The following is a 21,435-nucleotide window of genomic DNA, read 5'->3' as shown; positions in this document are numbered from 1 at the left end:
TAGATGAAAATAATAGGAATTGTAATAGCTTTACATGCACTTTTTCTAGTCTTGCTGTTTGTTATTCAAAAACATATTGAAACCCCCATTCATCACAAATTGGTCATAGAGACTTTTCAAGAAGTGACACCCATTGATCTAAACACTCATTTAGTCCATCAAGAACAACCAAAAATTGATAGACCGGAAAAAACTATTGTGGAAAAAAAATCTCCTGAAAGACAAATAAGTCCTGTTGAACAAAGAGATCCTAAATCTAAAAACTCATCTAAATCAGATCTTACAAAAGTCTCTACTGAAACTAAATCTAACAAAAAAAAAGCACAACTTGTAGGGATGATTCAAAAGAGTCTCTCTACTTTAAATCAAAAACCAAGCGATGAAATCATCTTGATTAAAGCAAATAAAATTGGAAGACTTTCTAGTGAAAAAATCAATTTAGAAAGTACCTATACTGATCAGTTAATAGGATTTCTAGAAAATGCTTTGGAGCTACCTGAAAAAGGAAAGATCAAACTTCAACTTACAGTAAAGAAAAATGGTCATGTTAAAGCTTTAACTATTCAAGAGACAAATAGTCTAAAAAATCAAAAATATGTAGAAGAAGTCCTTCCTATTCTTCTTCTGCCTCCTTTTGATAAATATTTCGAAGACAATCTTGACCATACCTTTTCCATCATATTGACAAGTTCATAAAAGTTTGATATCTAGGTAGGTTTATGTATAAGTCCCTTTTCTTTTTGCTCCTTTTAACTCTATCCGTTTATTCTGATGAGGAAATTATTGTTCATCTCTCAAATCAAGCGCGACTCTCTTCTCTTTATGTCCATCCAATTGAAGATATACAATCTGGTTTTGATGTAGACTATTTGAAAGCATTGGAAAAAGTACTCAAATTTGACTTAAATCATAATGGCAAAAGTGAATTGATTCAAAACTCAAATGATTGCGAAAAGCAAGCTAATCATGAAAAAGGATTATGGAAATTTGAACAAGAAAAATGGCAGAAACTTGGATGTGACTATGTTGTTAAATTCGCGATTTCGAATCACCAAATCACAACAACTTTCTTTTCTGTACGTAATAACTCAACAAAAGCCATCGATCCTCTTAAACTTAACGGTCAATTGAAAGATGATCGTCGTGTTCTTCATTCAATAGCTGATGCAATACAAGAAACCTGTTTTGGTGAGCAAGGGATCTGTCAAACACATATCCTATATACAATACGCACACAAGTTGGACCTACCTCCTCAAATTGGATCACAGAAGTTTGGGAATCAGATTATGATGGAGCGAATGCTCATCAAATTACTCATCACAATGGACTATGCGTAAATCCAACATATATTCCTGCAAAAATAGGTGAAAAATGTCTAAATCTTCTTTATGTTTCTTATGAGAAAGGACAACCAAAAATCTATATGACTTCATCAAATCGAGATGAACCAAAGCGTCTAACTTATATGCGTGGTAGCCAGTTGATGCCTGTGATCTCACGACAGATCGATCAAATCGCTTTTGTCAGCGATATCACAGGAAATCCTGATCTCTTTGTTCAAGACTTTTCACCGAAGAAAGGATTGATGGGAAAACCCAAACAAGTTTTTTCTACTCCTCAAGGAGTCCAGGGAACCCCAACTTTTAGTCCTGATGGAAAGCAATTAGCTTTTGTCTCTAATAAAGATGGAACACCTCGTATTTATGTTATTACAATTCCAAAAGCAGGGGCATCAGTCAGAGAAATTAGATCTCAACTCATCTCGAAAAAAAACCGTGGAAATACTGCTCCGGCTTGGTCACCTGATGGGACAAAAATTGCTTATAGTGCAACTGTAAGTGGTGTGAGACAAATCTATATTTACGATTTTATAACAGAGCAAGAGACAAGTTTAACAAATGGCTATGGGCATAAAGAAAATCCAGCTTGGGCCCCCGACAGCCTCCACTTGATATTTAACTCATCAACAGAAGAATCATCAGAGCTTTTTTTGATTAATTTGAATCAAAAAAAAGCCGTAAAAATTACAAGTGGTCCAGGAGAAAAACGCTTCCCAGCATGGGAACCAAATACAATGAGGAGAGTATGAAAGAACATAAACATTTGATCGTTGTGGGTATTACCTGCTTATCGTTATTAACCTCCTGTAGCCGTTCAACTCATGAGGTTTGGGAAGATACCAAGACTTGTAGCCGCTATATGGGGAAAGGGTTACGTTCTCTTTTTGGTTATCATGTTGATTCACGAAAAAATGCCTCTTTTTACGAATCTTGGGAAGAAGATCAAGAGTTTATTCCTCTAACAGAAAATGAAGCTTATCCACAAGTTGCAGTCCATAACTATTCTGCTCTACCTAAGGCATCTCCTGGTGATCCAGGTGGACTAATTCCTGGAATTGAAGGGTTTTCTGATCCAATGGGTCAACTTGCTCTCCTTCTTACTAATATTCAATTTGACACTGATAAATATGTAGTACAAGGAAGTGAAAATATTAAAACTGCAAAAATGATTGCAGACTATCTAATTAAAAATCCTAATATTTATCTTTTCATTGAAGGACATGCTGATGAAAGAGGAGCAGCAAGTTACAACCTCGCTCTCGGATCTCGTCGTTCTAATTCCGTCCGTACTTTTCTTATCGAAAATGGAGTGAATCCTGATCAACTTTTCACGACATCTTATGGTAAAGAACGCCCTCTTGCAATGGGTCATGATGAGAAAGCTTTGGCCAAAAACCGAAGAGCTCAATTCAAAACTTATATCCAAAATTGAAGATGCAACGTGTTTTTTGGTTTCTCTTATTCATGGGGCAGAGTCTCCTCTTTAGTCATCCAAAATCTGAGAGCCTGCCCCTTCAAGAAATGCGTATAAATTTAGAACAGTTTGGGTATCAACTCCACAACCATCATGTTGAAATTGAGCTTTTCCAAGAAAAATTTGATCATATTGAACAATCATTGCATCATATTGAAACGCAGTTACGAGACGATAAAAAAATCCATAATCGAATGATAAAAATTGAAAATAGCTATGAAACACTTGCTCATGATTTAAAAAACCTTAAAGCCCATCTCAATGAAACTGCTTCTTCTCTTGCTTCCTGTCAAACAAAACTTACTCAAATTGATAAGCAACTTTCTTCAGATGTTCAAGGACTGAGGCAATCTTTGCATGAAATGTTGACTCTACTTCAAAAAGGGGAAGAATTTGCTGAAAATCCCTCTGTTTATATTGTTAAAGTTGGTGACTCATTGGGACAAATTGCTCTGAAATACAAAACTGATATTAAAATACTTAAACAATTGAACCATCTCTCTTCTGATAAAATTTATGTTGGTCAAAAAATTATTCTTCCTCAATAATTTTTGAAATTCTTTGTTTTTTTTCTTATCAATCTCCTAGAGATTTCCTATCTTTCTTCAATTTGTCATGGGTTTTTATTGTAAATAAATTTTTTCTGTTTATCTTAGAATAATGCTATGAAAGAAGACAAATTGCTCCATTTACTAAAAAAAAAGAAGGGATTTTTTGAGACAATTCTCGATTTGACTGAAACCGAAACCGATCTGCCTTTTCATGATTGGATTGCTGTTTTAGAACAAAAAAAAATTCTTCTTTCTTGCGTTGATGAGTTAGATGCTGAAATCTACCCTTTTCAACGTAATATGGCTCATCTCTCTCAGGAAATTTCTGAAGAACTTGAAGAAATTCGGAAAGTGATTAGAACAATTCTTCAATTAGATTCTGATAATCAAACAAAAAGAAAACAAGAGCTTAAACCCGATGCAAGAAGGAGTCATTGATCTGCATTTGCAAGTGGATTTATTTTCTAGAGAAATAAAACGACTTGAGAAAGCACATGAACAACTACTTCAACAGTTTGATGCGTTAAAAGAAAAATTTGATGTCTCTCATCAAACATTAGAACAAATTGTCAATCATATGTCAGATGGTCTGATATTTATTAATCAAAAAGGTGTGATTACACTTTATAACCCTGCTGCTGCTACTCTTACGGGCTATCTTCAGCAAGAAGTGATAGGAACTTCTTTTTGGGAACACTATCCAGATGATTTATTTGGGTTTTCTCTTAAGAGTAGCTTAGAAAATGCAGAGATCCCCAGTCGGCTTTTTCTAAACTTCTCAAATGGGCTAGAGATTGAAGCGGCTCCTACAATGATCCCTGAAAAAGGTCTATTAGTTCTTCTTAATGACCGTACCCAGCTCAAACAACTAGAAAAAAGTGTACAACAAAATGATAGACTTAAAGAACTAGGTGAGATGGCAGCGACACTGGCCCACGAAATTCGCAACCCACTTGGAGGAATTGAAGGATTTGCTGCTCTTTTAAAACGCGAATTACAAGAATCATCTCAACTAGATATGGCTGATGCAATTCTTGAGGGTAGCCGAACTCTTAATAAATTAGTGAATAATGTATTGGAATATACTTGCCCTCTTATGCTACATTTTGAATTAACTGATCTATCTACCCTTTTCTATGACACAGTAAAACTAGCAAAGAGTTGCGGCCATCGATGTAAGGTGAATATTGAAAAAAATCACACGGCTTCAGTGGACCGTGGAAGAATCCAACTTGTATTAATCAATCTTATTCGAAATGGCTGTGAAGCTCACTCTCCTTATGTTGAAATGATCTTAACGAAAGAAGGAACTATTTTAATTAAAGATCAAGGAGAGGGAATCCATGAAAAAAATTTACAAAAGATATTCACTCCATTTTTTACAACAAAGGCCACAGGGACTGGATTAGGTCTTTCAGAAGCTTATAAAGTCATACAGGCACATGGAGGGGTCATGACTGTTGAATCAAAAATAGGAAAAGGAACATGTTTTGCAATTACTCACTTACCAATAATTGATAAAAAAATTACAAAGCAATCATGAGAATGGTTTTGATTCAATAAAAATTTACAAGTGAAAAACCTAAAATACTTAATAAATTTATGGGAATTCAAACTGTATTAGTCTTAGATGATGAAAAGTTGATGCGAAGATTTTTGGAAGAAGCACTCCAAAAAAAAGGGCTTAGCGTTGATGCTGTCGAAAATGGGAAAGAAGGACTGCTTCTGCTGAAAAAAAATACCTATGATCTTGTTATTACGGATATGAAAATGCCAGGCATATCTGGAATCGAAGTGCTAAAAAAAATTCGAGAGTGGTCACCTCAAACTCTTGTCTTGGTAATGACAGCTTTTGGAACGATTGAAAATGCTGTCGAAGCCATGCGACTTGGAGCATTTAACTATTTACTCAAACCTTTTACTCCAGATACTCTTGAAGCATTGATCAATAAAGCAGCTGAGCATAATGCTCTTATCAATGAGAATATCTATCTACGAGAAGAAGTTGCCAATAGAGTCCAGATTATCGCTCAAAGTCCGAGCTTAAAAAAAATTCTTATAGAAACAAAGCGTATCGCTAAAAGCCAAGCGAGTGTGCTAATTCACGGAGAATCTGGGACTGGGAAAGAAGTGATTGCTGGAGCGATTCATGCCCATTCTCTTAGAGCAAAAAATCCCTATATTCGTGTGAATTGCGCTGCAGTCCCTGATACACTGATTGAGTCAGAATTTTTTGGACATGAAAAAGGAGCTTTTACTGGAGCTACCTCAAAACGGTTAGGACGTTTTGAGCTTGCTAACCGAGGGACCCTTCTTCTCGATGAAGTCACTGAAATTCCTCTTAATCTTCAACCAAAACTCTTGCGTGTCATTCAAGAACAAGAGTTTGAAAGAGTAGGTGGCAATCGACCTATACCAGTCGATTTCCGTTTAATTTCCACATCAAATAGAGACTTGAAGCAGGCAATTGAGGCAAAGATTTTTCGTGAAGATCTCTATTATCGATTGAATGTAGTGCCTATCTATCTCCCTCCACTACGTGAAAGAAAAGAAGATATTATTCCTCTTATCCACTATTTCTTAAAAAAGTATTGTTTAAAAAATCAACAAACAACAAAAACTCTCTCAAAGTCTGCAGAAAAAAAACTTCTTGCATACCCTTGGCCTGGAAATATCCGAGAATTAGCCAACCTCGTAGAGCGAATTGTAGTCATGGACTATAGTGAAATAATAGAACCCACCCATTTTTCATTAGATTAGGTAAAGATAGAATCGGTCCTCTTATGAAGTTTCACATGACTCTTTATGACCCAACTATCTTTATCCCTGCCATTAAAAATTCATAAGTGGGTAACCCCGATTCAAAATGATATTCACCTAGAGTATCGTCCAATGTGCCTGTTAAAATCTGTTCTTTATTTGCAAGTGCAAGATAAGGAGCTTGCACTACAGTATTATATCCAATAACTTGGCTAGCAAAAGCAGATGTAAGAGGAAGAGCTTTACATTCAATCATAAGAAGAGGGAAAAGTGCATAATGAGGATGAATGCCTTTTCCAAAGACAATTATATCTGCACGCCGTTTTGGAATACGTTCTTTTGATTCAAACAACAAGTGAGGAAGCAAAAAAAGTTCTTTCTCTACTGCTATTAGAGAAGAGGGGTATCCTAGTTCTTTTAACATTTTTTGAATTAAATCCTGACGAATTCTCTCTTCTGGTTCAGATATGACCCATTTCTTGCGAATAGGATCAAAAAGAGATTCATTCGACTGCAATAATTCCATAATTTTCATCTTCACGTCTATAGATCACCTTTAATTTCTGATCTTCTTCACTGCGATAGATTAAAAAATGTTCTTCCGATAACTCCATTTTCATGATCGCTTCTTCTTGATTAAGAATTTTAAGTCGTCTTTTTTCTCTTTTTACAACTTTATGAGGATGTAATTTTTCTTCATATTGACGTAAATTTTCTTCTTCAATTTGATCATTAATATCATCAATAGGCAGAATACGCTCAATGACATTCACATTTAAATCAACTTCAGCTAATCCTTTAGCATGGTGTTGTTGAATCTTTTTCATATAGCGACGCAATTTTGATTCAAGACGAGCTATTGCTTGATCAATTGAAGTATACATATTTTCGCTGCGTCCTGTAACTTTGATCAAAGTATTATTAACATTAAGTAGAAAATCGACAGAATGAATCAGTTTTTGAATATCCATTATAACGACAATATCGACTATATGCCCACCAAATCTCTCTATTTTTTCTACCTTATTTACCGCATAGGTTTTCATCGCTTCGGTAATGTCGACATGTCGACCAATAATCTGAATTGGATACTCTTGATGACTAAATTTTTCCTTAATTTCAGTTTTTGTTTTATTTAATGGCATTATTTCCTCTCATTTTTCTATGTCGGATCATTCATTCACATTTAAAACTTCTTTCTAAACAAATCGAAATCTTGATGTTCTCTTGGATTAAATCTTGCTTTTTGCAGATTCTAAATGATCTCCAAAACGCACCGAAGAGGATTCGAACCTCTAACCACCTGGTTCGAAGCCAGGTACTCTATCCGATTGAGCTATCGGTGCAAACAAAAAAATGCTATCAAGTTTTGAGGTTGACGACAAGCAAAATGTAGGTCAAGCTTCATCGTATGAAAAGTTGTATTGGGATTGTTTTATCGGTTCTAGATTTTCAAGAAAATGGTCGCATTCTGACAGTTTTTTCTCCAAACGGTCTGATGAAATTTGTTGCTAAAAAAAGACATTCACCTTTGTTTACAGTGCTAAATCAAGGAGAATTTGTCTATGCAATAGGCAAAGGAGAGTTGCATCGATTTTGGGATGGAAAAATTTTATCTCAATACTTAGCTCTTAGAGAGCGACTCGAAAGTTTAGAAACAGCGGGAATTTTAGTGCGGGGAATTCAAAAATCTCAAATGCTAGGCAAACCAGCTCCTCAATTGTATCAATTATTTTGCTATTGTTTGCATGCCATTTCGACAGTAGACAACCCTTTCGATATCGCTTCAATATTCTTAGTTAAAACCATGAAACATGAAGGACTATTCCAAACACTTAATCAATGTTCAATCTGCCAACTCCCTCCTTCTTTACGCTATGGTGGGGAAAGATTTTGCGCTCATCATGGCCCAAAAGGAGCACTTGAATTGACTCTAGAAGAAGAAAAATGGCTCATCAAATTCACTGAAGGACGTTCACTCAAACAACTTTTAATAGAACCCACTAATTTGCTTGATAAAATTACAATCTTATTTAACCAAACATTTAGCAATTAAACCCTTTCTGTAAATTTCAGTTAATTCATCTTTACTTATTCACATCACGTTTTTCTTCTAAAATCCTTGAAATCAAGGCTGTCCATCCTGTCTGATGGCTAGCTCCTAACCCTTTGCCACTTTCAGCATGAAAATATTCATGAAACAAAATCAGATGTTTCCAGTGGGGATCTTTTGCATAAAAATCATCTTGACCATGACAAGGACGAAATCCTTTCTCATTTGCTCGAAAAATTCGACAAAGACGATCGTTAAGTTTCATACGTACTTCTTTCATATTCAATAGCTTACCAGAGCCTAAGGGATATTCAATCTTGATTTCTTCTTGGTAGTAATGATAATAGCTTTCCAGAGCATCAATTATTAAATAATTAAGAGCAAACCAAATAGGACCTCTCCAGTTTGAATTTCCACCAAATATATAGCTATCCCCCTCTCCTGGTAGATAATTGATCATATAGATCTCATTACGAATGGTAATTTTGTAAGGATGCTGCTCATGAACTTTAGATAAAGAACGAATCCCATATGGAGAAAGAAATTCTTTTTCATCAAGCAGATAACGTAAAATACTTAATAAACGATTTTTAGAGGGAATTGCTAAAATACGATGACCATGTATGGGAGAAAGATGACAAAAACTCGTCACCTTTTCTAGATCATTCCGATGGTGAATAAACCATCTCATCCGTTTCATAAAACCCTCTAATTTCTCTAAATGACTATCTTCTAAAACTTCTACAGCAATTAAAGGAATCAGTCCTACTAAGGATCTCGTCTTGAGAGGCATATCTTGACTATCGATTCTCAATCGATCATAATAAAAGCCATCTTCTTCATCCCATAAACCTGACCCTCTAAATTCATTGATTGCGTCTGCAATACGGACAAAATGTTCAAAAAATTTTGAAGCCATGTCCTCATATACAGGGTTGTAAACAGCAAGCTCCAAAGCAATTCTAAGCATTTTTAAACAATAGAAAGCCATCCAAGCTGTCCCATCAGCTTGTTCAAGCTCAACACCAATTGGCAATGGTTTTGAGCGATCAAATACTCCAATATTATCTAAACCTAAAAAACCTCCTCCAAAAATATGATTTCCATGAAGATCTTTACGATTTACCCACCAATTAAAATTGAGAAGAAGTTTTTGAAAGACACTTTCAAGAAATAAAAAATCCTCGCTACCAGTTAACTTAAATACTTTTAAACAAGCCCAAGCATGGACAGGAGGATTGACATTTGAAAACTCAAACTCATATGCTGGCTGCTGACCATTGGGATGCATATACCATTCACGAAGAAAAAGGACTAACTGTTTCTTAGCAAATGGAGGATCAATACATGCAAATGGGATCATATGAAAAGCTAAATCCCATGCTGCAAACCATGGATATTCCCATTTGTCACAGACAGAAATCACATCACGTGCAAAAAAATGGTCCCATTCGTTATTACGCCCCTTTTTTCTGATCTCTGAAGGAGGAGGAGAATTAGAATCCCCTTCTAACCACTCTTTGACCACATAATGATAAAATTGCTTTGTCCACAATAGACCTGCATAAGATTGTCTTGAGATCGCTTTTTCTTCTTGGTTGAGATGAATGGGAATTTTCTTTTCATAGAAAGCATCGGCCTCACCTATTCGTTTGGTAAATATTTTTTCAAAAGATTTCCCAAAAATCTCTGCAGGACGTTCTTCAGCAGAAAAAAGACGTAGATCAATGCTCCGATACTCACCTGATTCAAGATTCAACCTATAAACAGGTGAAGCCTTTGAACCTACTAAAGCAGGATTTACTGCATCTTTAGATCCATGAATCAGGTATTCATGAAAAGCATCTTTAACATAGGGTGAGAGATTTTTTTTTCGAAATAGACGAGAAAAGTTAGTTTCATTCTCTGTGAAAAGCACTTCCAGAGGCTCTTTAAAAGCTAAACAAAAATCTCCAAGAGTGGGATGATTGGCTTCAATGTCTCCCTCTTGATTCATCTTCATTGAGAGCTTTGAAGTCGCCTCTGAATATTTTCCCCAAGACCAAGTATTTCGGTACCAAATCGTTGGAAGGAGCCACACAGGAGCTTGATCAGGGCCTCTATTGAAGATTTCAATACGAATCAAAATATCATTAGGAGATTGTTTTGCATAACTGATGAAAATATCAAAATAACGATTCTCTTCAAAAATTCCTGTATCAACTAATTCAAATTCTCCTTCAGTAAGGGGTCTTTGTTGATTTTTTTGAATTAAAGATGCGTAGGGATAGGGATTTTGAGGATATTTATATAAAGCTTTCATATAAGAATGGGTAGGCGTAGAGTCGAGATAGTAGTAACATTCCTTCACATCCTCTCCATGATTACCTTCTAAAGAAGTTAATCCAAACAAACGTTCTTTTAAGATCGGATCCTTTTCATTCCATAGAGCTAAAGCAAAACAGAGACGTCCTTCACGATCAGTAATCCCTAAAAGACCGTCCTCACCCCACCTATACGCACGACTTCTAGCTTGATCATGAGAAAAATACTCCCAGGAGCTTCCATTCATTGAATAATCTTCACGAACAGTTGCCCATTGTCGCTCAGATAAATACGGTCCCCAGCGTTTCCAATTTCTTTCTCGTTTATATTCTTCTTCTAATCTTTCCTCTTCTTTAACCATTAGATAATCTCAATTATTGGCATACATCCTAAATTTTGTTTACCCACATCAAACCCATATTGATGAGATTAAATTATTGAAAATAATTTATAAGTTTTCATTTTTTATAAAATTTTTTAAAAAAAAATTTAATAAAAAACTTACTAATTTTTTAATCAAAATTCTAAATTCCAAATAAATTAATACAGTCTTAAAAATTTAATTTAATATATTCTTCCATTTTTAAGAAAATCAACAATTTGAGAAGATATTATAATATACTCTCTTTGATCTCCGTTAATTTTACTCTATCAAATTTTATTCATTGAATAAAAAAGAATAGAAATGCAATTATTTTTACCAAAAAATAAAGTTGGAGAAATCATGACAAAAGACATACAACAAAACCTTAAAATTACAATTGAAAAGGCATTAAATAAAATTCAAGGAAAAAGAGAAAAGGAGATTTGTAGATATCTTCCTGGTCCTCGTGGTGGGTATATTCATCATTTTACCTTTAAGAAAATGAAAGAAAAAGAACCAGCAAAATGTATTTCTCTTCTTGAAGAGTTTATTCTTCATCCTCATCAACCTTTTGAGCTAGCTCCAACCCCTCGGGCGCCTCGGGGTTTAAATAGAGCTAACAATCAAATTAAACTTCCTAATGAAATGATCAACCGCATCATTCAAATTGCTCGTGAAAATGGTGACGACTCTCTCCTTGCAAAAATTCTAGCTGCCCGCCCTCTTAACCAAGTCAAAAGAGAATTAATTCGTGCTGTTAGAGATAATATTGCGGATCAAGAACTCTGGGAGGCTTATAAAGAAGCTGTTCAAGCTCAATAGCTCCACACTAGAGATATCTTTTTAAGATAAACCTAACCCAGCTTCTATAAGAAGCAAAACTACTTGATAAGTATTTATAGCGATTTTTATGATAGATGGATTTAATGAAGAAAAATTTTCCCGTCTGTGGTTTCTATATTCAAAGTCAAAACGACTGAAGCTGTTTTAGCAAGAGGATTTTGATAAGTTTTTTTCCAAATTGTCCATCGGTTTTGCTTTTTTAACCCCTTTTTAGCAAAGACTTTTCCCGAAGGAGAGGTTTTAGTATGGATAATCAATCCGATATCTTCAGGAAGATGAATAATGACATCCTCTTTCATTCCACGAATAATCATCTCACAATCGCAACTCCATCTGCCTTTAAGATCCAATTGGATTGCACAATTTTTTGCTAAAATTGTGACGAATGATAGGGAAGGATATTTACCTGTAAATGCTCCTTTTAGAAATCCAAAGCTCCCTTGATAGCGAACTGAATTTAACAATGGATAATCTCCACTCAAATCAAACTCCACTCGTTTCTTTTTACGTCCGTCAATGTCGATATTCTGGAGATTTGGGAATTCACCTGAAAAATCAAATCTATCCACATGATGGTTGATTTGATGCATCTGGAAATTCGTCATAGAACGATCAATAGGATGACTAAAAAGAGAAGGGGAAAAAAGAAGCAAGGTGAGTAGAAAGATTTTCATGAAATCTCCAAGGGATGCGAAAGGGGGGACTTGAACCCCCAAGAAGTTTCCTCCACTACCACCTCAAGGTAGCGCGTATACCAATTCCGCCACTTCCGCTCAACAAAAAGAGGAAACATTATCAACTGAAATGCTTTCCAGCAAGCGAATATTCGGATATAGTCTATATCTATGAAAAACATTCTCATCTTTCTTATTCATATTTATCGACTCTTGATTAGCCCTTTATTGGGCCCATCCTGTCGTTTTGTTCCAAGCTGTTCGGAATATGCCCAAGATGCTTTAAAAAAACATCCCCTATTTAAAGCCTGCTGGTTGATTTGCAAACGCCTCATTAAATGTGGTCCTTGGAACAAAGGAGGATATGATCCTCTTCCTCATCCCCTGAACAGAGAGGAGTAATATCTTCTTTCCATGGGAATCTCTTCTATTTTAACAGACCAAATCGATCTTAATTTAAAGGAATTTTTAATGTTTTTCCCGGTTTAATGATGGTAGACTGAAGGTGATTCACTTCAATCAATAGATGAACGGAAATTTGATATCGACGTGCAATCAACCAAAGTGATTCTCCTGGTTGGACAATATGAGTTGATGGACTCGGAGAGGCTGGAGGCGAGTCACGAAATAGAGGACGAAGTTGTTTATCTGTGAAAGCAGCCATCTCCTCAACTTGACCACTTGGATGTTGATTCAACCAATGCCATGCTCCTCTTCTTACTTTATCTGCTCGAGGAGAAGTAATTAATTGATTAACAAAATCATTTGCTTCAACTGTTTTTACATCCAGCAAGTCTAATATACATACTATATGATCATCACTCAAATACTTAATTGCATATTCACTATCTATCACTAACAAAAGGTAAGCCGCTGTCTTTGAACCATTCTCGATATATTCAATCAGAAATTTTCTAACCATGTCTTGAGAAAAATCCACAGCTTCTTCTTGTGAAAGATAATACTTTTCAAAACGCTCCCACCCTCCTTCACAAATCATACTGAGTAAATTCCCTTTCGAAATTGAAATGCCGTGATGAAGAAATAATTTTTCCAAAAGGATAAATTCTGGGGTATGACAAAAATAAGTCAAAAGTTCTTTATCTTTGATATTTGCTTGAATCCGAGATAATAGCCCTTGATTTGTAAAGGGATAGATCTCTTCTTTTAAAAAAGTAATCAATCTTTCTAAATCTTTTTCTTGTAGATCAGGATAAAGAGTAAAAACTCTTTCATTCACTACCCATTTTCTTGCTGGTAAGTTTTTTCTACCCAAGGCTCTCAAGATATCAAAATGATGAAAAGTCGTAAGAGTGCCAACTGCAAAATCACAGACTCGATATCCTTGATTAAGGATCCGTCTATCCTCTAAAAGCTCTACGAGATCATCAAAAGAGAGCTCTTGTAAATCCTCTAGAAATGAGGCAGCTAAAGGCATCTCTTCCATTTTCGTCTCTTCTTTTCTTGGAAAAAAAAAATGTAAAGGGCGATCAATGACTAAAAAATAAAAAAACATCCCCAGGAATATCATATTGAGAGTCCCACTTAAAATAAGTATTTGAAACAACGAGGAATTTCTTTTTCTCATGATATTCACACTTGATAACTATAGTCAGTCTATCGTAAAATTTCTTCTAAAAAGAACTTTTCTTGTTAATGGATTTACTGGCAGATTATTTTCTCCATTTTTTTAAATTTACTTGTTATCCTTTAGACACAAAATTCGGAATACAATCCAGAAATTTTTCTTATAAAAACACCTCTACTCCTCTAAACAAGCGTCTAAAAAATATTTAAGGACCCCTTTATGAAAATCCCTCTTTCTTCTTTGAAAAAATATCTATCTACAAAATTGAGTCCTAAAGAAATTGCTGAATCGTTAACTTTGATTGGGATAGAAGTAGAAGATATACAAAATACCTCTCTTATTTTTGAGGGAGTTGTTGTAGGTGAGGTGATTGAAACCAAAAGTCATCCTTCAGCTGATAGGCTTGCGATTGCAAGAATTTCTGATGGATCTCAAATTTATCAAGTTGTCTGCGGTGCTTCAAATTGCCGTGTTGGCTTAAAGACACCTTTTGCAAAAATTGGGGCTCGTATTGGTTCTTTGAAAATTGAAAAGATCCATCTACGTGGAATTGAATCGGAAGGCATGCTCTGCTCCCAGGAAGAGTTGGGATTTACCAAAGGCACTCCAGAAGAAATTATGGAACTAGATAAAAATCTAGATGCTGGAACTGATCTCACAACACTCTTTGGTGATCCTGTTTTTGAAATTGTCCTGACTCCGAATCTTGGCCATTGTACAAGTGTACGTGGAGTTGCACGTGAATTGGCTGCTTTTACCCAAGAAATGCTGAATATATTGAAAATCCATCCGATAAAAAAAATGATTAAACCCATTCAAGGAGAGGTGTCTGTACAAATAGACCAAAAAGACGCCTGTCCTCGTTATGCATGCCGGTTAATTCATAATGTTTCAGTCACCTCTTCTCCAAATTGGTTGAAAGAACGCCTTCAAGCTTGTGGAATACAGAGTACCAATGCTGTAGTTGATATCATAAATCTTCTCATGGTTGAATTAGGCCAACCCTTACAATCATTTGATTTTGACACTTTTGAAGACAAACACCTTGTGATTCGTAAGAGTCGCAAAGGAGAATCTCTTCGTGGTTTAAATGGTAAAGAATACTTTCCTAGTGAAGAAATGGTGATGGTGTATGCTGGTCAAACACCGATTGCAATTGGAGGAATTATTGGGACTGAAGAGACAAAAGTCACTGAAAAAACCAGAACCATTTTGTTAGAATCTGCCTACTTTGAACCATCTCAAATCTGCCAGACAAGAAAATCTCTTGGGATTCATACTGAGGCCTCTTATCGCTTTGAACGAGGCACTGATCCCAATGGTGTTCTTGAAGCTCTAGAACAAGCCACTGGATGGATTTGTGAATTAGCTGGTGGAATAGCTCTTGATAGTTTCATTGATATAAAAACAAAAGATTTTGAACCTAATCTGATCAACTGTCGTCTTTCAAGAACAAATCGGATCTTAGGAACAAAGCTTTCAATGAGTGAGATTGAAACCATTTTCAGGCGTCTCAATCTAGGAATAAAAATGATTGGAGAAGATGAAGTTCATGTAATCATTCCAACTTATCGTCATGATCTTTGCCAAGAAATTGATCTGATTGAAGAGATCGCTCGTCTCTATGGAATTGAAAATATTCGTAAACAAGAACCGGTAAGATTTCGCAGAGGGTCTCTCCCTCATTCTCCTGCCTATCTCTTCGAAAAAGAAGTGCGTAACCGGTTAATCGGTGAAGGGCTACAGGAGTTGCTTTCATGCGATCTAATTGGTCCCAAAGAAGCAGATCTTATTCAATCAGATTCTTTCCCTTCACGCTCATTGATTGAATTACTCAATCCACGTTCTATTCATCAATCTATCCTCCGTCCTTCATTACTTTCAAGTCTCTTAAACATAGTTAAGGTAAATAGTAATCATAGCATTCATTCGGTTGCAGGTTTTGAAATAGGACGTATCCATTTCAAGACGAAAGAGCATTATTTTGAACCCACTGTTGTTTCTCTGATTTTAACGGGAGAAAAGGAGGAAAAAACCTGGAAAAATAAGTCGCATAAAGTCGATTTTTATGACTTAAAGGGGATAGTAGAAAATCTTCTCATTGGATTAAATATCCACTCTATATTATTTCAGCCAACTGGATATCAAAATTTTCATCCAGGAAGGCAAGCAAGGATCTCTGCAAAAAAAATAGACATTGGAATTATGGGGGAGATTCATCCAAAGATACTCAAAGAAATCGATCTCAACCAGCCTGTTTATTTTGCTGAGCTGAATCTCGAAGATCTATATGCCATCAGAGAGCCAAATACAAAAATGACTCCCTTACCAAACTATCCTACTTCTACACGTGATTGGACCATCACCCTTCCAAAAGAGATGCTTCTTGGGTCAGTGGTAGATAAAATTAAAAATATCCCCTCAAAATACCTTGAATCCGTCTTCCTACTTGACGTTTACCATAGCAAAGCTTTAGGATCAGATCGGAAAAATGTCACGCTACGTTTTATATACCGCGATTCCAATAAAACATTGTCATTAAAAGTCGTTGAGAACGAGCATGAGAGAATTATCAAACAATTGACTGAAAGTAAGGAATTATTATGAATAGCAAGATCAGATTTGGAACAACCCTTCTTCTATTTTTGTTGACTGCAACTAGTTGTCAAACTCACAAAAAATATAGTGATGTCGTCAGAGAGACTTACATTCACCAGTATGGCGTTCCTGTAATAAAATCTGATTGGAATGCACAAGGACGAGAAGGAAAAATTGTGAAATTGAAAAAAAACGGAGTCACCCTTACCCAAAGCTATGCTAAAGGGATCCTGCATGGTGAATCGACTTATACATTTCCTAGCTCTTCAGTCATTCAATTTATTGAAATCTATGACAATGGAACACTAGTAGCAAAACGGGAAAATTTTCCGAGTGGAATTGCAATGCGCGAGGAAAAATTTGATCAGGGGATCTTATCTGAATTTAATAGTTGGTATGAAGATGGGACCCCCAATACTCATGAAATGTATCGTGGAGATTCTCTAGTTAAAGGAGAATATCGAACACCAATGAATGTGAATGAAGGACAAATACAAAATGGACAAGGGATGCGGATACGCCGCTCTAGCCATGGTGAGCTGCTTTCTAGAGATACCATTCAGAATGGCAAAATGGTAGCAAGGATGACATATTTTTCAAATGGCGATCCTAAAACAATCACGCCTTACTCCAAGGGAGAAATAGAAGGAACTCGTCTGACATTCCTTCAAGGAGGAGTCCCCAATACTAGTGAACAATGGGTACATGGAAAGAAAGAAGGAATCACTGTGATCTATCGGAACGGAGAAAAATATGCTGAGGTTCCTTATATTGGAGGGAGCAAAAATGGAATTGAAGCAAGATACACTAATGGGTCAATTCTCGTTGAAGAGATTACATGGAAAAACAATATGCGCCATGGAGAACACAAATTCTATATTGATGGAGGGACTAAAATTGAATGGTATAATCAAGGAGAACTGGTGAATTGGACAGGCTCTCACCTTCTAAAAGAGTCCAGGTAAAATTTTTCGTCTTTAAAAACTCTATTTCAACATCAATCGATTAAGTTTTTATCAAAAAAATTAATAGAATCTTAATCAATTTTCTTTATAATATTTAATAAGTAATTAAATTAAAATATTGCATGTCTGGAATACAAATTTCACCGAACTCATCCTCTAATTCTTATCATCTTAGAAGCCTATTGACGATGGGGAAAGGAGCCTTTCTTACAACTCTAGTGACAGCGATTGCACTTGGAGTGCTTTTAGCTCTTAATCCTACTGATAGATCGTTTTTCTCATCTATTGGATGTATTTCAACAAGTTTGATTGGTTTGACTTCTCTGAGTCTTTTGATTGCTACTGTTATTAAATATAATAAAATTCAGAGAGTAGAAAGATTTTCCCTACTACCTTCCCTTTCTACTCAATCGAAAAAATATGGTATAACTAAAAGTCACTCAGCAAACAACCTCATAGAAGATAGAGCGCCTGTGACTGATCCATCCCTTCCAATTTATCTAACAGCTCCTAAATATGAACAACATCGTGATCAAAGCTCCCTATTTGAAGATAGCTTCTCAAACTCAATTGCATCAAGCTTACCATACGGTGTTTCTGAACAACCCAGTGAGCTTGACAAAAAGTTCAAGCAAGAGAAAGAAATAGAAGAGGAACAGGATTATGAAATTATAGATGTAAAGAGAATACACCATAAAAAAATACAACCTCTCATTTCTGGAAACCAATTTACATACATTCATGACCACGCTAAAGATTATTTCAAAGATTTTGAAAAGGTAATCCCTTCAATGATTGAGAGTACAAAGGAGTTTTTAAAAGCATTTCTATTGGCATATTGGCGCTCTGCAAAGAAAAAGGTTGATTCCAAAACATTAAACCAAATAGATCAACAAATGAATGAAATCCAAAAACTATATTTCTCTTTTATTCAAGATTGCCAATCTGATGAGAAACTACATAGCGAGCTTATTTTAACGTCATTGATCTTTGAATATCTTGATCACGAAAAGATTGAAGACTTTGTCTCAAGATACCCAAACCAGAAAAACATCCCAATTCCAGACTTCATTAAAGCTTTTCCCAGTTTTTTTAATTCCAGTGATGAAGAAGCATCGATCGTATATTCTAAATTGTGTGGAATGAAGTTTTTTTCACTTATGCAGAACAACTCTCAATCTATCTTCTGTAAAGAAGACAGCAAAAAATTCAAAGAAATTTTTGAAATCGTTTCAAAGAATATAGTCTACAGGAAGGATAATATTAGAGGTATTGAAGAAAATATTAAAAAAAATCAAAAGACGATTGCTAAATCTTTACTTCCATTACTCCTCTCAAAGTTTTCTGATGTTATGCAAGGTAAAAACGAGGTTGACAAAAAAAGATTCATAGCTCTTCAGATTGATAGAATGTTAAGAGAAGAGTTAGAAGAGATTCTTCAAGATAGGATGGGGTATCTCTCTATTGCCTATAGTCTATTAAAAAAGCATAAAGGAAAGATATATACTGCTTCCAAAACACCAACAAAGATGTCAGGTCAACTACTAAAGACGGTACTTAATCGTTATTTGGTGAATAAAGCCCCATTACCTCTACAATCTTATGCTAAAAAGATTGTGGAACCAACTAAAGAATTAATAATACTTTTAATACCAGCAATACAACTTGATAAGAAATTTGGTCAATCACTAAAATCACTATTTGTTCCAGAAAATCCATCGGAGCATAATTGCGATATCTTTCAAAACATTTCTAATTTTAATCAAAACCAAAATGGCATCGATGAAGCTCTTCAACCAAAGACTATTTGGGAAAAGACGGCAGCTTCATACGTATCTGTTGTCAACGATTATACTCAAAAGATGAACTCATTAATTATATAATTATTTTGGCATCCGCTCAGCGAAATTCAATATGTCGATCAACTGCTTAAATTCATTGGATTCCCTGATGGACTTGAAACAATCAAAAATGCTGCCCAAGAAACCATAGAAGAAGAAACTGAAAAGTAGATGCTCTTCTTATCTTCTGAAAAATCTCCCAGTAAAATTTTTCGTCTTTAAAAACTCTATTTCAACATCAATCGATTAAGTTTTTATCAAAAAAATTAATAGAATCTTAATTATTTTTTTTTATACTCATGGATAGATAATTTTCAATTAAAGTCTTGCATGTCTGGAATACAAATTTCACCGAACTCATCCTCTAATTGTTATTCTGTCAAAAACTTACCGACGATTATGAAAGTAACATTTCTTACAACTCTAGTGACAGCGATTGCACTTGGAGTCCTTTTAGCTCTTAATCCTACTGATAGATCGTTTTTCTCATCTATTGGATGTATGTCAACAAGTTTTATTGGTTTGACTTCTCTTATCATTTTTATTGTTTCTACCCTTAAACATCGTAAAACTCAGAAAGCAAACAGACTTTCCCTGCAATCTCTCCTCTCTACTCGACCGCAACAATCTGATATAAATAAACATCACTTAATAAACAAACTCACAGAAAATGAAGAGTCTGTAATTCATCTTCCCCCCTTGAATTCTCTAACAGACCCTAACCTTCAACAAAACTGTGATGATTCAAAAAATGATAGAGACTCTCTATTTGACCATAAACCCCTAAAATTCCCTCCAATCCCTCCTTCTGACTTTCAAAAACCCAGTGAGTCTTCTGAGAAACAGTTAGAACAAAAGAAACAGATAGAAGAGATTTTTGAAATTACCGATCCGATAGAAATACAACCTCTCATTTCTGAAGAGATATGTGGACAAATTTATAACGACCCTAAAAAGTATCTCGAAGATTTTAAAAGTGTAATCCCTTCAATGATTGAGAGTACAAAGGAGTTTTTAAAAGAATTTTTATCAGCATATTGGCGCTCTGCAAAGAAAAAGGTTCATTCCGAAACATTAGAGCAAATAGATCAACAAATGGATGAAATCCAAAAACTATGTTTCTCTTTTATTGATCATCTTGATTCTAATCAAGATATTCTAGTTATAATGATCTTCAAGTATCTTAATCACGAAAAGATTGAAGACTTTGTCTCCAAATATAACGAATGTAAAAAACCAATAACAAATAGAGTTTTTACTGACAATTTCCACGATTTTTTTAATCATAGTTGTAAAGAATTAGAATCGACCGAATATTCTAGGGCATTAGCAAAAGATCTATTTTTACAATGGATTCAAGATCATCAAATAGATGAAGAACAATTAAAAAATATTTTGAAACTCGTTTCAGAGAATTTACAACTCAAGTTAAGAATAAGACAATGCAAACCCGAAGATTCTAAGAATAGCGAATCGTATGAGGGAAAGATCAAAAAAAATCGAGAACAAATTCAAAAATCTCTATGTCAAATAGTTCAATCACAAAAGATGAGTGCTGATGCTCTTAAACAATCTTATGAAAACCGATTGAAATTCATCGCTCTTGAGATTGAAAAGAATTTACGAGAAGTTTTAGAAGATAGACTTAGAAATAGGATTCACTACCTGTCAAAATTATATGAAAAACATGTGGTACAAGAAAAGAAAAACCATAACCCATTCTTAAGAGCTGGCTTATCCCTACCGTTCGTAGGTAAATTGGCGGTAGACAGTAAGGTGAAACATTGGTTGAATAAAAAAGTAATTAAACAATTCGCTATCGATAAAAAGATTGACGAACCATGCAAGAAATTAGCAGAATTTTTAGCACAACCAGTACTACTCAAATTAAAAAAAGTTAAAAACGATCGTCAATTGGCTCAAAATATAAAAGATCTGTATCTTAAAGAGAGTGACGAAAATGGCATCGAAGAAGCTCTTCAACCAAGGAATACTTGGGGAAAGACGGCAGATTTATACGTATCTGTTGTCAACAAATATACTCAAAAGATGAATTTATTATTTGAATAATCATTTTGG

19 protein-coding genes and 2 tRNA genes are annotated in these 21,435 nt (G+C 35.1%); 14 read left to right on the top strand and 7 right to left on the bottom strand.

Annotated features, from left to right (window positions below; genetic code table 11):
• The first annotated feature begins 3 nt into the window (after positions 1-3).
• From R3E91_04200 to R3E91_04170, 7 genes are all read left to right on the top strand, one after another.
• Positions 4-696: a hypothetical protein gene (locus tag R3E91_04200; protein ID MEZ5315393.1), complete on the top strand. Its 693-nt coding sequence runs from the start codon at positions 4-6 to the stop codon at positions 694-696.
• Between the two features lie 23 nt (positions 697-719).
• The gene (gene tolB, locus R3E91_04195) at positions 720-2,090 is read left to right on the top strand and encodes a Tol-Pal system protein TolB (GenBank protein MEZ5315392.1); all 1,371 of its coding nucleotides are present in this window, start codon (positions 720-722) and stop codon (positions 2,088-2,090) included.
• Positions 2,087-2,773 carry an OmpA family protein gene (locus R3E91_04190; GenBank protein MEZ5315391.1) on the top strand — a complete coding sequence of 229 codons (687 nt, stop codon included), beginning with the start codon at positions 2,087-2,089 and terminating at the stop codon, positions 2,771-2,773. Before tolB ends, R3E91_04190 begins: the two co-directional genes overlap by 4 nt.
• A gap of 32 nt (positions 2,774-2,805) precedes the next feature.
• Complete coding sequence (locus R3E91_04185) at positions 2,806-3,363, top strand: LysM peptidoglycan-binding domain-containing protein (protein MEZ5315390.1); 558 nt, start codon at positions 2,806-2,808, stop codon at positions 3,361-3,363.
• 117 nt (positions 3,364-3,480) lie between these two features.
• A complete protein-coding gene (locus tag R3E91_04180; protein ID MEZ5315389.1) occupies positions 3,481-3,804 on the top strand; it encodes a hypothetical protein in 324 nt (107 codons plus the stop codon).
• A complete protein-coding gene (locus R3E91_04175) occupies positions 3,785-4,909 on the top strand; it encodes an ATP-binding protein (GenBank protein MEZ5315388.1) in 1,125 nt (374 codons plus the stop codon). The genes R3E91_04180 and R3E91_04175 overlap by 20 nt, the downstream gene beginning before the upstream one ends.
• A 59-nt stretch (positions 4,910-4,968) precedes the next feature.
• Positions 4,969-6,126 (top strand): sigma-54 dependent transcriptional regulator, encoded by a 1,158-nt coding sequence (locus R3E91_04170; GenBank protein ID MEZ5315387.1) that lies wholly within the window; start codon positions 4,969-4,971, stop codon positions 6,124-6,126.
• A 43-nt stretch (positions 6,127-6,169) separates the two neighbouring features.
• On the opposite strand, the gene R3E91_04165 is transcribed toward R3E91_04170, so the two are convergent.
• From R3E91_04165 to R3E91_04155, 3 genes are all read right to left on the bottom strand, one after another.
• Positions 6,170-6,652 carry a type I restriction enzyme HsdR N-terminal domain-containing protein gene (locus R3E91_04165; protein MEZ5315386.1) on the bottom strand — a complete coding sequence of 161 codons (483 nt, stop codon included), beginning with the start codon at positions 6,650-6,652 and terminating at the stop codon, positions 6,170-6,172.
• The gene (raiA, locus tag R3E91_04160) at positions 6,630-7,271 is read right to left on the bottom strand and encodes a ribosome-associated translation inhibitor RaiA (protein MEZ5315385.1); all 642 of its coding nucleotides are present in this window, start codon (positions 7,269-7,271) and stop codon (positions 6,630-6,632) included. Before raiA ends, R3E91_04165 begins: the two co-directional genes overlap by 23 nt.
• Before the next feature lie 127 nt (positions 7,272-7,398).
• A tRNA-Arg gene (locus R3E91_04155) sits at positions 7,399-7,472 on the bottom strand.
• A 65-nt stretch (positions 7,473-7,537) separates the two neighbouring features.
• On the opposite strand from R3E91_04155, the gene recO reads away from it, so the two are divergent.
• The gene (gene recO, locus R3E91_04150) at positions 7,538-8,182 is read left to right on the top strand and encodes a DNA repair protein RecO (protein MEZ5315384.1); all 645 of its coding nucleotides are present in this window, start codon (positions 7,538-7,540) and stop codon (positions 8,180-8,182) included.
• 31 nt (positions 8,183-8,213) lie between these two features.
• On the opposite strand, the gene R3E91_04145 is transcribed toward recO, so the two are convergent.
• Positions 8,214-10,844 (bottom strand): hypothetical protein, encoded by a 2,631-nt coding sequence (locus R3E91_04145; protein ID MEZ5315383.1) that lies wholly within the window; start codon positions 10,842-10,844, stop codon positions 8,214-8,216.
• A 363-nt stretch (positions 10,845-11,207) separates the two neighbouring features.
• Here R3E91_04145 and R3E91_04140 point away from each other — a divergent pair, with 363 nt between their 5' ends.
• Entirely contained in the window at positions 11,208-11,669 is a 462-nt protein-coding gene (locus R3E91_04140) for a hypothetical protein (GenBank protein ID MEZ5315382.1), read from the top strand.
• 101 nt (positions 11,670-11,770) lie between these two features.
• Here R3E91_04140 and R3E91_04135 read toward each other — a convergent pair whose 3' ends face one another.
• A complete protein-coding gene (locus tag R3E91_04135) occupies positions 11,771-12,364 on the bottom strand; it encodes a hypothetical protein (GenBank protein ID MEZ5315381.1) in 594 nt (197 codons plus the stop codon).
• Between the two features lie 15 nt (positions 12,365-12,379).
• Positions 12,380-12,463, bottom strand: a tRNA-Leu gene (locus tag R3E91_04130).
• Between the two features lie 72 nt (positions 12,464-12,535).
• Here R3E91_04130 and yidD point away from each other — a divergent pair.
• Entirely contained in the window at positions 12,536-12,766 is a 231-nt protein-coding gene (yidD, locus tag R3E91_04125) for a membrane protein insertion efficiency factor YidD (GenBank protein MEZ5315380.1), read from the top strand.
• A 49-nt stretch (positions 12,767-12,815) separates the two neighbouring features.
• Here the strand turns inward: yidD and R3E91_04120 are convergent, their stop codons facing one another.
• A complete protein-coding gene (locus R3E91_04120) occupies positions 12,816-13,880 on the bottom strand; it encodes a LysM peptidoglycan-binding domain-containing protein (GenBank protein ID MEZ5315379.1) in 1,065 nt (354 codons plus the stop codon).
• 291 nt (positions 13,881-14,171) lie between these two features.
• Between R3E91_04120 and pheT the strand changes: the two genes are divergently transcribed.
• From pheT to R3E91_04100, 4 genes are all read left to right on the top strand, one after another.
• A complete protein-coding gene (gene pheT, locus R3E91_04115; protein ID MEZ5315378.1) occupies positions 14,172-16,559 on the top strand; it encodes a phenylalanine--tRNA ligase subunit beta in 2,388 nt (795 codons plus the stop codon).
• Entirely contained in the window at positions 16,556-17,515 is a 960-nt protein-coding gene (locus R3E91_04110) for a hypothetical protein (protein MEZ5315377.1), read from the top strand. The genes pheT and R3E91_04110 overlap by 4 nt, the downstream gene beginning before the upstream one ends.
• Positions 17,516-17,703: 188 nt before the next feature.
• Positions 17,704-19,398: a hypothetical protein gene (locus tag R3E91_04105; GenBank protein ID MEZ5315376.1), complete on the top strand. Its 1,695-nt coding sequence runs from the start codon at positions 17,704-17,706 to the stop codon at positions 19,396-19,398.
• Positions 19,399-19,755: 357 nt separating this feature from the next.
• Positions 19,756-21,426 (top strand): hypothetical protein, encoded by a 1,671-nt coding sequence (locus R3E91_04100; GenBank protein ID MEZ5315375.1) that lies wholly within the window; start codon positions 19,756-19,758, stop codon positions 21,424-21,426.
• Positions 21,427-21,435 lie beyond the last annotated feature (9 nt).

It is taken from the genome of Chlamydiales bacterium, from assembly GCA_041395025.1.
In the GTDB taxonomy this organism is placed as follows: Bacteria; Chlamydiota; Chlamydiia; order Chlamydiales; family JAAKFR01; genus JAJACP01.
This window is presented reverse-complemented; position numbering and strand designations above follow the sequence as displayed.

What these genes read in the sequence shown, in the direction of transcription:
- R3E91_04200 (MEZ5315393.1), top strand. Translation starts at nt 4, where the DNA reads ATGAAAATAATAGGAATTGTAATAGCTTTACATGCACTTTTTCTAGTC.
- tolB (MEZ5315392.1), top strand. Translation starts at nt 720, where the DNA reads ATGTATAAGTCCCTTTTCTTTTTGCTCCTTTTAACTCTATCCGTTTAT.
- R3E91_04190 (MEZ5315391.1), top strand. Translation starts at nt 2,087, where the DNA reads ATGAAAGAACATAAACATTTGATCGTTGTGGGTATTACCTGCTTATCG.
- R3E91_04185 (MEZ5315390.1), top strand. Translation starts at nt 2,806, where the DNA reads ATGGGGCAGAGTCTCCTCTTTAGTCATCCAAAATCTGAGAGCCTGCCC.
- R3E91_04180 (MEZ5315389.1), top strand. Translation starts at nt 3,481, where the DNA reads ATGAAAGAAGACAAATTGCTCCATTTACTAAAAAAAAAGAAGGGATTT.
- R3E91_04175 (MEZ5315388.1), top strand. Translation starts at nt 3,785, where the DNA reads ATGCAAGAAGGAGTCATTGATCTGCATTTGCAAGTGGATTTATTTTCT.
- R3E91_04170 (MEZ5315387.1), top strand. Translation starts at nt 4,969, where the DNA reads ATGGGAATTCAAACTGTATTAGTCTTAGATGATGAAAAGTTGATGCGA.
- R3E91_04165 (MEZ5315386.1), bottom strand. Translation starts at nt 6,652, where the DNA reads ATGGAATTATTGCAGTCGAATGAATCTCTTTTTGATCCTATTCGCAAG.
- raiA (MEZ5315385.1), bottom strand. Translation starts at nt 7,271, where the DNA reads ATGCCATTAAATAAAACAAAAACTGAAATTAAGGAAAAATTTAGTCAT.
- recO (MEZ5315384.1), top strand. Translation starts at nt 7,538, where the DNA reads ATGAAAAGTTGTATTGGGATTGTTTTATCGGTTCTAGATTTTCAAGAA.
- R3E91_04145 (MEZ5315383.1), bottom strand. Translation starts at nt 10,844, where the DNA reads ATGGTTAAAGAAGAGGAAAGATTAGAAGAAGAATATAAACGAGAAAGA.
- R3E91_04140 (MEZ5315382.1), top strand. Translation starts at nt 11,208, where the DNA reads ATGACAAAAGACATACAACAAAACCTTAAAATTACAATTGAAAAGGCA.
- R3E91_04135 (MEZ5315381.1), bottom strand. Translation starts at nt 12,364, where the DNA reads ATGAAAATCTTTCTACTCACCTTGCTTCTTTTTTCCCCTTCTCTTTTT.
- yidD (MEZ5315380.1), top strand. Translation starts at nt 12,536, where the DNA reads ATGAAAAACATTCTCATCTTTCTTATTCATATTTATCGACTCTTGATT.
- R3E91_04120 (MEZ5315379.1), bottom strand. Translation starts at nt 13,880, where the DNA reads ATGTTTTTTTATTTTTTAGTCATTGATCGCCCTTTACATTTTTTTTTT.
- pheT (MEZ5315378.1), top strand. Translation starts at nt 14,172, where the DNA reads ATGAAAATCCCTCTTTCTTCTTTGAAAAAATATCTATCTACAAAATTG.
- R3E91_04110 (MEZ5315377.1), top strand. Translation starts at nt 16,556, where the DNA reads ATGAATAGCAAGATCAGATTTGGAACAACCCTTCTTCTATTTTTGTTG.
- R3E91_04105 (MEZ5315376.1), top strand. Translation starts at nt 17,704, where the DNA reads ATGGGGAAAGGAGCCTTTCTTACAACTCTAGTGACAGCGATTGCACTT.
- R3E91_04100 (MEZ5315375.1), top strand. Translation starts at nt 19,756, where the DNA reads ATGAAAGTAACATTTCTTACAACTCTAGTGACAGCGATTGCACTTGGA.